A 13,006-nucleotide genomic window follows, 5' to 3' on the forward strand; every position below is an offset into this window, starting at 1 on the left:
GAGCGCCACGCGCAGCGGTGTCCCGGTCACGGCGCCCAGGCGCAGCGTCTCGGCACTGGTCCGCCAGGCGGCCGTCAGCCGGCCCGCCAGCGAGCGCGGGGAGCTGGAGTCCGTCCACACGGGCAGGGTGCATCCCCCTGTGCGGTATCCACCTCGCTGCACAGTGCGGTGTGCGGGGCCGGTCCACGCCCAGTTCCAGGGGGTGATTCACCCTTTCGGGCGGGTCAGGGCGCCCGCGTGTGATGGGGCGAGGGGCGGCGGGCGCCGGAGCGAGCGTGGAACCGGCGGCCGAGGTCGGGCAGTTGACGGCCGCCGACCCGGCCGCTCCCCGGGCACCATCCCCGCCGCAGGGAGCGGCTCCGGCGCACTTGGGGCGCACAGGCCGCGCATCCCGGCCTTCCGCACTACCCCGCAATACGAGCGGCCGTCGATTTCAGGCCGTACTGGCGGGAAGAGTAGAGGTATACCCCCTTGCTGTTCGCCGTGCCGGCATGCGTGCCGGCCGATCGTGCGGAGTGGCGCAACGGGATCTGCATACCCGCCATCAGAGGCACCGAGTCCGGCCGTAGCGGAGAGTGGGGTGCGCGGTGAACGAGCGCCTGATCGGGTTCGTCGAATGGTACGACCGCGCCACGGGGCGCGGATCCATCATCCCCCTCGGCAGTACCATCCCCCTCCGCGTGAACCGCGCGGACATCGAGGGGGACTGCAAGAGCCTCTCCGCAGAACAGCAGGTCACGTTCGTCATCGAGCTCGGACCCACTGGGTTCGAAGCCAGACAAGTCCGACCCTGAGCTAGGAGAAACGTTGCCTCAAGGTGTGCCCGCGTCACCTCGTCGCCATCACCAGCGCCGTCGTCCTCATGGAGCTGCGTGAGGTGGATCCGGTCCTGGGGGAGGCCCCGTTGGCCCCTGTGTGCCAACGGGGCCGTGCCGCGAAGGTGAGTTCAGCGGCTTGGGTTCGTGCTCGCCTTGCCGCCCGCGAGGGGCCACTCGCGGTTGAGGGTACCCAGCGGGATGCGGCGTTCGAAGAGCGGCGTGCCGAACAGCTGGAGCTGCAGCTGCAGATTTCCGCTCAGGTCGAAGCCGCCGTACAGCGACCAGGCGCCGCTCAGGGATTTGCCGTTCGCCGTGGATGCCTTCGCGTCGGCCTCACCGCGCAGGTAGGGGGCGAAGTCGGCGGAGACGCCGACGACCCCGTACAGCCCGACCGAGGCCTCGGCGCCGAGGGCGCTCTTGACGCGGCCCGAGGCGGTGACCTCGGCCGTCACGGGCGAGCTCTTGACCTGGGAGGTGCCGACCGGGCTCCAGCCCTTGCCGGTCGCGTAACTGCCGCCGACCCGGAAGTCGCCCTCCACGTCCTGCCGGACTTCGAGGGTGACGCGGCCGTCGGCCTCGATCTGTACGTAGACGGTCAGGTCGAGGGTGACGACGACCGGGACCGGACCCACCTGGATGACCGGAGCGCTGTGCAGCTTCGCGAACGGGATCCGCTTGGGGGCACCGGTGCTCGCGGCCGCGTGGCCCTTGAGGCTCCACTGCGAGGACCAGGCGCCGTTCATGCCGAGGAAGGCCGAACGCGGGCCCGAGCCGCCCGAGCCGTCGTACGCGAACTCCACCGTCGGCGAGAGCTGGACGAACCCGGAGACCGAGGCGCCGGCCGAGACGGGTGCGTCCGGGGCGGTGTCGATCGGGACGTTCACGTCGACCCGCAGGCTGCCGAGGGGCAGCTTCGCGCCCTCGGGGCCGAACCGCACGCCCTGGCTCTTGGCCCAGGAGAACGTGACGCCCTTCAGCAGGGGTTCGACCGTGACCGATGCCGGGTCCACCGGCACCTTGCCGTCGGCCCTGTCGTCATTGAGGGCCGCGGACAGCGTCGTGGGGGCCGTCTTGACCTCGGTGCCCTGGCCGGTCTTCTTCCCGATCTCGGTGATCTTCGCGAGGAGTCCGTCGGGGGCGCCCGGCGCCGGTGCGCTGGCGATCACGTCGCCCACCGCGACGGGCTCGCCCGGTGCGGAAGAGCTGCCGCCTGAAGGTGCGGCAGGAGTGGCAGTGGTTGCCGGAGTGGCCCCCTGCGGGGCCGTGGATATGACGGCCCGTCCGGTCGCCTTGTCGTAGGAGGCGACCTTCAGCGCGGACTTGCGCGGGGCGCCGCTGCCCTTGCCGGAGCCGGCGCGGGTCAGGGACGTCGGCGCGGGGCGGCCCTGGGGCGCCTCGGTCACGTCGAGCTGCTCGGTGCCGTCGGCCGGGTGGACGAGGGTGGCGGGGTTCGTGGGGGCGGCCGTATCGGTGTGGGGGGCTGAGGAGCAGCCAGTTGCGGTGAGTGCCAGGGCGGTGAGGCCGGGGAGCAAGAGGCGTCGGGCGAGCATGCGCACGTACGTGAGACCTTCTGGTGGGGGGTGCTACCGGGGGTAGCGTGAAGTTCGATCATGCCAGTCACCCCCGCCGCGCTGGTAGCGGCAATTCAGTCAGTCGAAACGCGGCGTTCACGCGGGACCGGTCGTCCCGATCGCCGTCCGGTCACCTGTAGTTCCCCGCCGGTGAACACACCCTCGAACCGGCCCCCGTGGAACCGGGGCGAAGTCTGGTGGTAGCGCAAGTTCCCCGCGCTGATGTCCTCCAGGCGGTCGCAGTACTCGTCTGCCTGTGGCGTGAGGGCCCAACGCGAACGCAGCGCCACGTACTGCCGTTCCGTCTCCTCGATCTCCTCGACGAGCCTGTCCAGGGCGTCCTGAAGGCCCAGGCCGTACGCGTGTTGCAGCACAGAAACGGCCGAAACATGCGGTTTCTTGCCGTTCCTGTCGTTCCACTCCTTCCGGAACGAGTACAGGTCATTGACGAGGCAGCTGTGATGCGCTGTCAGCCGGTCGAGCTGCCCCCGCTCGGCGGACTCCCACTCCTCTGCGGAAAGGTTTCGCTCCAGCAGCGCGGGAATGGTCGCGGTGAACAGCGGGACACCGAAGTTGATGTGCCGGTACTCCAGGTACTCTCCCCACCCCATCCGGGGTGAGCGGATCGCGAGGTCTTCCTGGTACTGCGCCTGCGCCATGTACGCGATGCGCCGCAGGAAGTACCTGGCCAGCGATTCCGGGAGCTTCTCGGCGATCGCCATGGCCGCCGTCAGGTTGTGCCCGGGGAGTCCGTCGCCCCAGTCGCCGGCGGCGAACACGTCGTCAGCGTGCGACTGCCGGAACAGCAGCGTGACGGTGCGTTCCCACAGCCGTTCGGCGCTGCCGGCGCCGCTCGTCTCGTACAGCGCCTCCTGCTTGTTCTCCATGACCGTGTACAGCGCGTTGAAGCGGCACCAACGGCTCAGCAGGTCGGCGTCCACGTCGGGGAAGCACAACGCGGCCCACGTCGTGTAGTTGTCGGCGTGCACCGGCGCCGGCACGCGAGGGTCGTCGCTGAACAGACCGAACGCCCACGCGTTCGCGTCGGCGTCCATCTCGGTGGAGTGATGGGGGTTGATGCGCCAGCGAAAGCCGGTCCGCACCGGGGGGATGGTGAACGTCTGGCTTCCCATAGCGCTCTTTCCTGCCCCGTCCTGGACGCTGTCCCGGATCAGAAAGTTCCCTACGGGGCGCCCGGCACACCTGTGGCACCAGGAAGAGCCCCCGAACGGATTACATCACTGACTTCGGTGACCGGGCCGCGCGTTCGACTGACGGGCCCCGGTGCCCGTCCTCGGGCACCGGGGTGGCGCCGCGCACCGGAAATCGGGCGGCGCCGCTGCTTCATCAGTAGGGGCGGCTCGCGCGGACCAGAGCGGGTACGAAGCGGGCGGCGTCGATGGTGCCGATGCCGGTCGCCATGTCGTAGCCGTTCACCGCGGTGTAGCCGGTGACGCCCGCGTAGCTGTTGTTCGTGCCGTCGTTGACGTCCACGAGACCGCTCGACGGCTTGTACCCGTCGTGCTTGTACAGCGAGTACAGGGCCTCGTTGAGGTTGCCGATCCGGTGGCCGGCGGCCTGGTCGGCCAGGGCGACGATGCCGGAGAACAGCGGGGTGGCCTCGCTGGTGCCGCCGGACACGTCCCAGCCGACGGCGGCCGGATCGTAGCTGGAGTACATCCAGGCCCCGCCGTTGACGGCGGCCGCCATCGAGATGTCCGGGGTGGCGCGGCGGTTGCCGACCACGCTCCGTACGCCGTTCTGGAAGGCGGGGCGGCCGAAGACGTGGGACTGGCCGCCGCCGCCGGCTCCGTAGTCGTTGTAGACGCTCTCCGGGCTGAGCCGGTTGCCCTGGTCGTCCAGGTGCAGTTGGGTGCCGCCGACCGAGGTGACCAGCGGGTCGGAGGAGGGCCAGGAGTTGACGGGCTGCGTGTAGTAGCCGCTGCCGTCCGCCGTGTTGTCGGTGGCGCCGCCGTCACCGGAGGCGGCGAGTACGGTCACGTCGTGGGCGGCCGCCGCCTTGAAGGCGTACCGCAGGTCCTTCAGGCTGGAGAAGTCGCCCTTGTCGAAGCCCGGGAAGGTGTTCTCGGTGGCACCGAAGCTCTGCGAGATGACATCGCCGATGCCCCGGTCGATCAGCGACTTCTCGGCGGACATCATCTCGGGGAAGCCGGTGACCCCCTCGGTCTCCGCGACCGCCGTCTCCACCAGCACGATCTTCGCGTCCGGCGCCATCGCGTGCGCCATCTCGACATCGAGGGTGGACTCCCCGGCCCAGCCGGTCATGTCGGCGTTCTTCGGATCCCAGGCGGGTACTTTGCCCCACTTGATGACCTCGACCTTGCTGCTGTGTATGCCGTACTGCTTGCTGTACACGTCCAAGTCGTGCTGGATCGTCGGCGAGCCGAAGGAGTCGACGATCACGATCGTCCTGCCCTTGCCGGTGATGCCGGCCCGGTAGAGCGGGTCCAGGTTGTACGCCTTGCGGTACTGCAGCGGGCCGTAGCAGGCGATCTGCCACTTGGCCTGGCACTCCTCCGTGGTCAGCGGACCGCTGGTGGTGTGGGCGAGGTGGTGCCCGGTGATCGCGGGCACCGGCCTTACCTGTCCGCCGCCGACGGGTGCGGCCGTGGCGGAGCCGGTCAAGGGAGTGGCGACCAGCGCGGCTGCGGCGAGAGCGGTGGCTCCTGCCGTCGCGACCGCGGCGCGGGACCGGGTGTGGGACATGCGCATGACTGCTCCTTGTGTGGAGTGTGGAGCCGCACGGGGCGGCTGCCGCGATCACATCGGCAGGTCATGCTCAGAACAAGTTGGTTTGTCGGTTGATGTCGAATGCTTTGCTTGATCGAAGATTCCTTGACGATTCCTGACCGAACGATGCCCTCTTCGGGAGGTAACCCGGTAGCAGAGCGATCCGGCCGATCCCCTCGCGCTGGAGGCGGGCAGGGCCCACGGTGAATGCCGTTCGTCCGTCGGAGTTGTCACCCAGCTCCTTCGGCGTGCCACGTAGCATCACCCCTGCCCGGTTCGTCGAAGCGGCGGCCGGCGCGGCCGTGGAACCGCGTTCTGGCGGGGCGCGCCCGGGCGCTCCGGGATGCGCCGCGCGGACGCCCCCTTGAGGGACTCTGGGGAGTCTCATGGGGCTTCGTATCAACCCCGTTCACCTGCCGGTGGACTTCGTGTCTCCTTAGCAGAGGAAGTTTGCGAACTATGGACCTTCCCGATTTCGGTATCCCTCAGAAGCTCGCCTCGCGGATGAGCATGGCCGAGCAGCACGATTACCTGCGCTCGAAACTCACCCGGCGCGGGGCGCTGCGCGCGGGCGCGGTGACCACGGCCGTGGCGGGGCTCGGCCTCGGCATGGGCGCGGCCTCCCCGGCGTACGCGGCTCCGGCCGTGCTGACCTCCACCGCGCGGCGCGGCGTCGACGGCTCGCTGACCGCTCCGTTCGCGCGACACCTGCAGTACGGCGCCGACCCGAAGACGCAGATGCGCGTCTCCTGGCAGGTCCCGTTCGCGGTGAAGCAGCCCTACCTGCGCGTCGGCACCAGCCCCTGGGCGCTGAGCGTCAAGATCGACGCCGAGGTGCGGCACCTGAGCACGCCCGTGCTGAACGGCGGGAAGATCGCCGCGGCCGAGCAGTTCTACCTGCACGTGGGCCTGGACCGGCTGCGCCCCGGCCAGACGTACTACTACGGCGTCGGTCACGACGGGTTCGACCCGGCGGACCACCGCAACCTGGGCACCCTCGGCACCTTCACCACCGCGCCCCAGCACGCCGAGGACTTCACCTTCACCGCATTCGGCGACCAGGGCGTGAGCTACCACGCGCTCGGCAACGACGCGGTGCTGCTCGCCCAGAACCCGGCCTTCCACCTCCACGCGGGTGACATCTGCTACGCCGACTCCTCCGGCGCGGGCGCCACCGGCGACACCTACGACGCGCGGGCCTGGGACCTGTTCCTCGCGCAGACGGAGACGGTCGCCAAGTCCGTGCCGTGGATGGTGACGACCGGCAACCACGACATGGAGGCCTGGTACTCGCCCCAGGGCTACGGCGGCCAGAACGCCCGCTGGTCCCTGCCGGGCAACGGCCCGGACCCGGTGAACCTGCCCGGCGCGTACTCGTTCGTGCACGGCAACGTCGGTGTCATCGCGCTCGACGCGAACGACATCTCCTACGAGATCCCCGCCAACTTCGGCATCAGCGGCGGCAAGCAGACCGCGTGGCTGGACCGCCGCCTCGGCGAACTGCGGCACGACCGCGCCATCGACTTCATCGTGGTGTTCTTCCACCACTGCGCCTTCTCCACCACGAGCTCGCACGCCTCGGAGGGCGGGGTGCGCGACGTGTGGGTGCCGCTGTTCGAGAAGCACCAGGTGGACCTCGTCATCAACGGCCACAACCACGTGTACGAGCGCACCGACGCCATCAAGAACAACAAGGTCGGCCGCAAGGTCCCCATCGGTGAGCGCACGGACCCGACGAAGGACGGCATCGTGTACGTCACCGCCGGTGCGGCGGGGCGTTCGCTCTACAGCTTCCCCGTGCCGGACTCGTACGAGGGCCACGTCGCGGACCGCGACAGCGTCGACACCTACCGGTGGGTCAAGGGCGCTACGAAGGCCACGGAGACCGTCGAGTGGTCACGGGTGCGGTACACCAACTACTCGTTCCTCGCGGTGGAGGTCGAGACCGGCCGTTCCCCGAAGCTGAAGGTCAGCGCACTGGCCGAGACGGGCGAGCGGATCGACCACTTCGAGATCCAGCGGAGCCGCGGGCGCTAGAGCCCGTTCTCGTCCGATGCGAACCGAGCGTCTCATCCGGGCCCGTCGGCCAAGCGGGACGCTCAGGTTCGATCACGGCTCGAGGCCGGCCGGGCAACAGGGCCCGGCCGGAGTGGGGCGCGGGGCGGTGTGGCGGGTGCCGCCGCGGTCGGGTCTGTAACCCGATTCCCTTACCTGTCGGCAGCCTTGCCCATGACCCGTCCGCCGGAGTCGGCGTTCGAGTTGATGATGTCGCGGATCAGACCGGCGCCGGGGAAGTCGGCGTAGACGATTCCGTAGCGGTGGTGCACGCCAGGGGTCGCATCCATCTTCTGCATGGCCAGTACGTTCACACCCTGGAACGCCACCGAGCACGTACCCCAGAAGCAGTTCACGCCGGGGTACTCAGGGATGCAACTGGAAGACCAGCCACACGAATTGATGATGCCCCGTGTCCAGCCGGTGAGCAGGTTGGGTGCGCCGGTCCCGGGGCTGGAATGACCGCTGGCAACGAAGTACGGGAAGGACCCGCCCGAAGCGCTCAGGAAGTTCACGTACACCTTCGTGCCCGGCCCGGCGCTCGCCGCGTCCAACTGCGCCGCGACGTTGTGCCATTTGCGCGCCAAGTCCCAGTTGTTGGACATGGTGTAGTCGTCCTGGACGGACCAGGCGCTGTTGGCCCAGGCAATGCCCTCCCGGATGGGTGAGGAGAAGTCCTGGAGGATGACGATCTTGCCTCGGACATCGCTCAACGGAGGGTTGTCGCTGGTGCCGCGGTAGACGTGCGGGTCCGCGGACAGGTGGCTGTGCACCCGGCCGGCGAAATCGGATGTGGTCTGCTCCTGCGCGACCCGCATCAGAATCGTCTCGGAGGGGTGCGCCTGCAGGAAGGCGTCGGTAGCCCCGAGTACGTCGTTCTGGAAGTCCTGTCCCTGTCGTGCGATGCCGTGGTAGATCTCCAGCCGTCCGGATGACTCTCCCAGCCGGATGTCCCAGGCGCGGATCCCCGACTGCAGCTGCGTCGCCAGGTCCATCGACTGCGTGAAGGCGATGTCGCCCCCGAAGAGGGAAGCGCCACTGTCGTGGGTGCCGGGGATGGATATTTCACTCAGGAGCGTCGAGCCGGGCAGCCGGGCCATCCAGTCGGTGGATGTCAGCCCGGTGCTGCCGTCGTGGGAATACCCCGCGGTGTGGTCAGCAAGCGCAGGCGCGGCCGTACCGACAGTCAGGCCGGCCAGGACCGCCACCACGAGTGCCGCCCGCGAGACGAGGTGCCGAGCTCCGAGCATGTGATGCTCCCTGTATCGAAACGCCCCAAAAGGCGACGGATCTCATGTGTGGATGCAAAGCGGAACTCGATGTCTGACGACCCATGGAGGTGGGCCTCGCGGCGCCCGCAGGCACCTTCGCTTGACGCTATCCGAACACCGGTTCCCTCGTGGTGCTTTTGGAGCAGCGCGGTGTTCACTTCCCGTCGGGGACGCCGAGCGGCACGGTGAACCGCGGCTGCCAGCCTTCCTCCGTCAGTACCACCAGCTGGACCGACGCCGCACGGGCGCGCAGCGGCAGCAGGCTGTCGATCGCAGTGCGGACACCGGAGGCAACTGTCGGGTTGTCGGCACCCATGGCGACCGTGACGTGGGCGGCGGGCCGTGCCCCGAAGCGGCCCCCGTACGGGCGCGACCCGGGCCACCGGGCGCGGAACGCATCGAGGACCGGCTGGAGTCCCGGGACGGTGACGGCGACGAAGCCGGGCTCCGTCACGACCTCCTCCAAGAGCAGATCAGTTGCCGGGAAACCCGCCGCGAGGGAACGTACGCCCTTCTCGTCCTGATCGGTCAGCGCCGATTCCGGCACGAACGGGTACAGGAGCGAGACGTGCGCCGGCACCCCACGACGCACCAGAGCCGGGTCGATGCGCCACGCCGCCTCGAGGAGCGGGGCGGCATCGGGCAGCACAATGACGACGGCAGTGGTTCCTGGCTCTGGCACGCCGTCATCATCGCAGCCCAGTCCGCCACTGCGCCCAGTGCATGCCGAGGTGGGCGAGGGCGGCGAGTCGGGCGTGGTCGGGCTGGACCGCGGTGCCGGAGGCGAACCGCCCACCCGCCGGAGTGACCGCCTTCCCTCAGGGTGCGGTTCCGGTGTTGTCGAGCCGTTCGATGCGCGCCACGTTCTCCCGGTCCTCGGGATCCGTGCTCACCTCGGCGGCGAACCAGGCGTCGAGGATCTCCTTGAGGAGCGGTTCGGAGGTCAGCCGCAGGCTGAGCGCGAGTACGTTGGCGTCGTTCCAGCGGCGCGCACCGTCCGCGGTGTACGCGTCGGTGCACAGGGCCGCGCGTACGCCGGGCACCTTGTTCGCGGCGATCGACGCACCCGTACCGGTCCAGCAGCACACGACGGCCTGGTCGGCGTTCCCGGCGGCGACCTCGCGGGCCGCCGCCTGCGAGCAGGCGGCCCACTGCGGATCGTCGCCGGGGCTCAGCGCCCCGTACGCCACCACGTGGTGTCCGCGGTCGCGCAGTTGCCCGAGGAGGGCGCGCGCCAGGGGCTCGTCCATGTCCGAGGAAACGCAGATCCGCATGCCCCGAGACTAACCGGCCGTGGAACGGACGGTCGCCGCGAGTCGCGCCATCCAAGGGACACGGCCCGGCGGACGTCACGTCACCGGCACGGCCGCGGCCAACCGGCCCGCCTCCGGGAAGTGCAGGCGGTCCAGCCGGGCCGTGTACGGCCAGGCCGCGGCCCGGTGGAAGCACAGGTCGCTCGGGACCGGGACCTCCCGCAGGTCGGCCGCGTGCGTGCCGTCCGGCAGCCCGGCGGCCGTCGCCGCGAGCAGGGGATCGGCGGAGGCCGCCCATTCGGCGAGCGGCACCGGCCGCGGCCACGGTTCGCCCGTGTTCGGGAACATCCACGCCCCCTCACCCGGAACCCGCGGGGCGGAGCCCGGCGCGGCCTCGGCGGCCCGCCGGGCCCGCCCGGCGTAGGCCAGCAGCAGCGCGGGCAGCGACTCCGCGACCAGTTTGAGCTCGGGGTACTTCCGGAGGGTCGCCGGATCGGAGGGCACGGAGACCACGTACCCCCACTGGCCGCTCGCCGGGTCGATCCGGACCTGGGCGAGCGCGTGGCCGCGCCCGTACCGGACCTGGGCCAGCGGCCGGTAGGTCCCGTCCCCGCCCAGCATCCTGTGCAGCTCGGGATCCACCTCGAGGTCCGCAGACGCCCCCGGCAGCAGGTTCAGCGGGGGCAGGCCCGTGATGGTGACCCCGCCGATCTCGCGGAGCACGATCCGCACCTCCTCGGGGACCGGGACGGGCCAGGCGTCGAGCGCGGCGTCCGCGCAGCCCGGTTCGAGCACGACGAAGCCGGGGAATTGGGCCGCCAGTTCGCGCAGTTCGGCCACCGCGCGGTGCGGCGCGTCCTCGGGCAGGGCGTGCCTGCGCACCGGGCGGCCCAGGAAGTCACCGCTCACGACGGAGCGCAGCAGGAGCGCCCGGCCGCCGCCGAGCAGGCTGAACTGGATCTCGCTGCCACTGGTGTCCGCCGTGTTGTGTGCGGTGGAGAAGTACGGCTCCCAGACCGCCCCGCACGGATATCCGGGCAGGTCCCGCAGGTCGACCACGTCGCTGAGCGGGTCGCCGCGGCCGACGAGGCCCGCCAGCTCGGCGTCCGTGCCCTCGGCCGCCTCGACGCTCGCCGCCGCCCTGACGAACACCGCCGGCGCGGGCAGTTGCGTACCGTCCGCGAGCCGCGCCGCGAATCCGGTCAGCCATCCGACGAACTCCGGCGCCTCGACGACGACTTCCCGGTCGCCGTCGCGGTACGGGTACACGGAGACGACCGGCCCCCAGTCACCCGCTCCCGCCCCGACGATCAGCGAGCCCTCGCCGAAGTCCAGCTCGCCCAGCGTCCAGCCACCGTCCGCGAACACCTGGCGGCCGCGCGGACCGAAGGAGAACTGCACGTCCTCGGTCTCCACCCCGCCGATCTCCCGCAGTACGGTCCTCAGCGCGTCCGGCACCTCCACCGGCCAGGCGTCCAGCTCGGCGTCCGTGAACCCGGCGAGCAGCTCGATCTCCCCGGGCCGCTCCCGCTCCAGCTCGCGGAACGCAACCACCACCTGGGCAGCGTCGGTCATGCCCACACCTTTCGCGTCGTGTCTCACCGGTCCGGCAGTCGTCCGGCCGATCATGCGGGGCACCCGCCCGGGGCACCGTACATCGGCGTCGCCGTGTCGTACCGCACGCGCCCGGGACGCAACGGTCCGTAGGTGGGGACGGTGGCCGGGAAGGGGCAGCCGGCAGAGGGCGGTCCCCGCATGAACGCCCCTGCCCGGCACGGGAACACGCCGGGCAAGGGGTACGGCGGGACCGCCACGATGGACAAGCCACCGCACGGCGGCTCACGGACGCGGGGTCACGGTTGCGCGGGGGCGGAATGCCGCAGCACTTCGAGCACCTCCGCAGCGATCGCGCTCTCGTTCTGCTCGAACTCGGTGCCGGTCAGCTGGTTCGGGTCGGCGGGCAGCCCCGTGAGCACGGGCGTGTGCAGGTGGCCGCCGGGCAGCCGGGGGCTCAGTTCCGTGCGGAGCCGGTTGGAGCGGTAGGCGACCTCGTTGGAGAGGTAGCCGCCACCTCCGCCCGCAACGGCGCGGGAGCCGGGGGTCGGACCGTCCGCGCGGTCCACGGGGCTGTCCTGACCCGCGGGTATCTCACTGACTTCGGTGTTCAGCCGCACCGGGTACGGGCTCTGGACGGCGGTCATGGCGTCGGTGGGGAGGGTGGTCCGCAGGAACTCCGCTCCCGGGCCGAGGCCCGGCGCCGTGACGGGGTGTGCGTACGTGCCCCCCGAGAGCGCGTCGGCGTTGTCCGGGTACGGGTCGGCCGACCGGGCGCGCCCCGCCCACGCCTCCAGCGTGAAGATCCCGGGGTAGCCCTGGCTGATGCTGGTGATCATGTCGGCGGCGCGCGGACCCGCCGCGAGACGGGAACCGTACGCGCGCTCCACGATCCCGGCGTCGAAGTCGGCGTAGCGCACGGGCAGGACCACGGCCCGGATCTCCACGGGAGTGCCGTCGGCGAGCGTGAGGCGGCGGCCGTTGAGCTGGAGTACCGCGGAGCCGGAGGGGTTGGCCCGGCGCAGTTCGGTGTCCAGGCCGAAGGGGTCGAATCCGCTGACGAACAGGCGCCGCACGCCCGGGGTGCCGCGGAAGTCGTTGGTGGTCAGACCCCGCGAGGCGTCCTCGAAGCGGGTGCGTAGAGCGGACCGGTCGACCGGGAACCCCGGCTTCCAGTCCGCCAGTTGGACGGTCATCCGCAGCCGGGTCCAGTAGAGCGGGCGGTCGTCTCCGGCCGCCAGGTCCCCGCCGGGGCGGCGTCCTTGCGCCCGGTTCACGGCGGCCTGCCACAGGGCCTCGCCCCACGCGTCGAGGAGCCTGCCCGCCTCGGCGGCGTCGCGCGCGGAGCAGAGCGCGGCCGGGAAGCGGCGTACGAACTCGCCCAACGCCGCCCGCTCCGCGAAGGCCGCGGTCCGCGGATCGGCGAGGCGCACCTGCTCGGGGTCCCGGGGGGAGGAGGGGCTGGCCGAAGGGTCGGCGGCGGGCGAGGCGACCTCGACTCCGCAGGGAGGTGGGGCGACGGCGTGCGCGCCCATGGGAGGCAGGACCGTGGCGACGCCGAGCAGGGCGGCGATGAGGGCCGCGCGACGTAAGATCATCATGCGATGTGACATTACACAGAGGGGGAGACGGTAGGGCAGGCGATTTTGGGGCAAGAGCGTCGAGGGCGCAGGACGGCTGCGGCTCAGGAACGAGGACGTAAAGGCTCCTCGAACTCCCGCCGGAAGCCGAGG

10 protein-coding genes are annotated in these 13,006 nt (G+C 70.8%); 2 read left to right on the forward strand and 8 right to left on the reverse strand.

What is annotated here, in order from left to right; all coding sequences use genetic code 11:
* Positions 1-587 precede the first annotated feature (587 nt).
* On the forward strand, positions 588-794 hold the full coding sequence (locus OG904_RS33170; protein ID WP_405497436.1) for a cold shock domain-containing protein: 207 nt from the start codon (positions 588-590) through the stop codon (positions 792-794).
* Between the two features lie 152 nt (positions 795-946).
* On the opposite strand, the gene OG904_RS33175 is transcribed toward OG904_RS33170, so the two are convergent.
* The 3 genes from OG904_RS33175 to OG904_RS33185 form a co-directional block, all read right to left on the reverse strand.
* Entirely contained in the window at positions 947-2,374 is a 1,428-nt protein-coding gene (locus OG904_RS33175; RefSeq protein WP_405497438.1) for a hypothetical protein, read from the reverse strand.
* 89 nt (positions 2,375-2,463) lie between these two features.
* The gene (locus OG904_RS33180; protein WP_405497440.1) at positions 2,464-3,522 is read right to left on the reverse strand and encodes a terpene synthase family protein; all 1,059 of its coding nucleotides are present in this window, start codon (positions 3,520-3,522) and stop codon (positions 2,464-2,466) included.
* A gap of 214 nt (positions 3,523-3,736) precedes the next feature.
* Positions 3,737-5,122: a S8 family serine peptidase gene (locus OG904_RS33185; RefSeq protein ID WP_405497442.1), complete on the reverse strand. Its 1,386-nt coding sequence runs from the start codon at positions 5,120-5,122 to the stop codon at positions 3,737-3,739.
* A 477-nt stretch (positions 5,123-5,599) separates the two neighbouring features.
* Between OG904_RS33185 and OG904_RS33190 the strand changes: the two genes are divergently transcribed.
* Entirely contained in the window at positions 5,600-7,177 is a 1,578-nt protein-coding gene (locus OG904_RS33190; RefSeq protein ID WP_405497444.1) for a purple acid phosphatase family protein, read from the forward strand.
* Between the two features lie 170 nt (positions 7,178-7,347).
* Here OG904_RS33190 and OG904_RS33195 read toward each other — a convergent pair whose 3' ends face one another.
* From OG904_RS33195 to OG904_RS33215, 5 genes are all read right to left on the reverse strand, one after another.
* Positions 7,348-8,406, reverse strand: coding sequence for a phosphatidylinositol-specific phospholipase C (locus OG904_RS33195; RefSeq protein WP_405497446.1), 1,059 nt, complete (start codon positions 8,404-8,406; stop codon positions 7,348-7,350).
* A gap of 214 nt (positions 8,407-8,620) precedes the next feature.
* On the reverse strand, positions 8,621-9,148 hold the full coding sequence (locus OG904_RS33200) for a 2'-5' RNA ligase family protein (RefSeq protein WP_405497448.1): 528 nt from the start codon (positions 9,146-9,148) through the stop codon (positions 8,621-8,623).
* Between the two features lie 136 nt (positions 9,149-9,284).
* The gene (locus OG904_RS33205) at positions 9,285-9,740 is read right to left on the reverse strand and encodes an RpiB/LacA/LacB family sugar-phosphate isomerase (protein ID WP_405497450.1); all 456 of its coding nucleotides are present in this window, start codon (positions 9,738-9,740) and stop codon (positions 9,285-9,287) included.
* 75 nt (positions 9,741-9,815) lie between these two features.
* Positions 9,816-11,294 (reverse strand): hypothetical protein, encoded by a 1,479-nt coding sequence (locus OG904_RS33210; RefSeq protein ID WP_405497452.1) that lies wholly within the window; start codon positions 11,292-11,294, stop codon positions 9,816-9,818.
* Positions 11,295-11,572: 278 nt separating this feature from the next.
* A complete protein-coding gene (locus OG904_RS33215) occupies positions 11,573-12,874 on the reverse strand; it encodes a pyroglutamyl peptidase (protein WP_405497454.1) in 1,302 nt (433 codons plus the stop codon).
* Positions 12,875-13,006 lie beyond the last annotated feature (132 nt).

The organism is Streptomyces sp. NBC_00096, from assembly GCF_045041305.1.
Classification (GTDB): domain Bacteria; phylum Actinomycetota; class Actinomycetes; order Streptomycetales; family Streptomycetaceae; genus Streptomyces.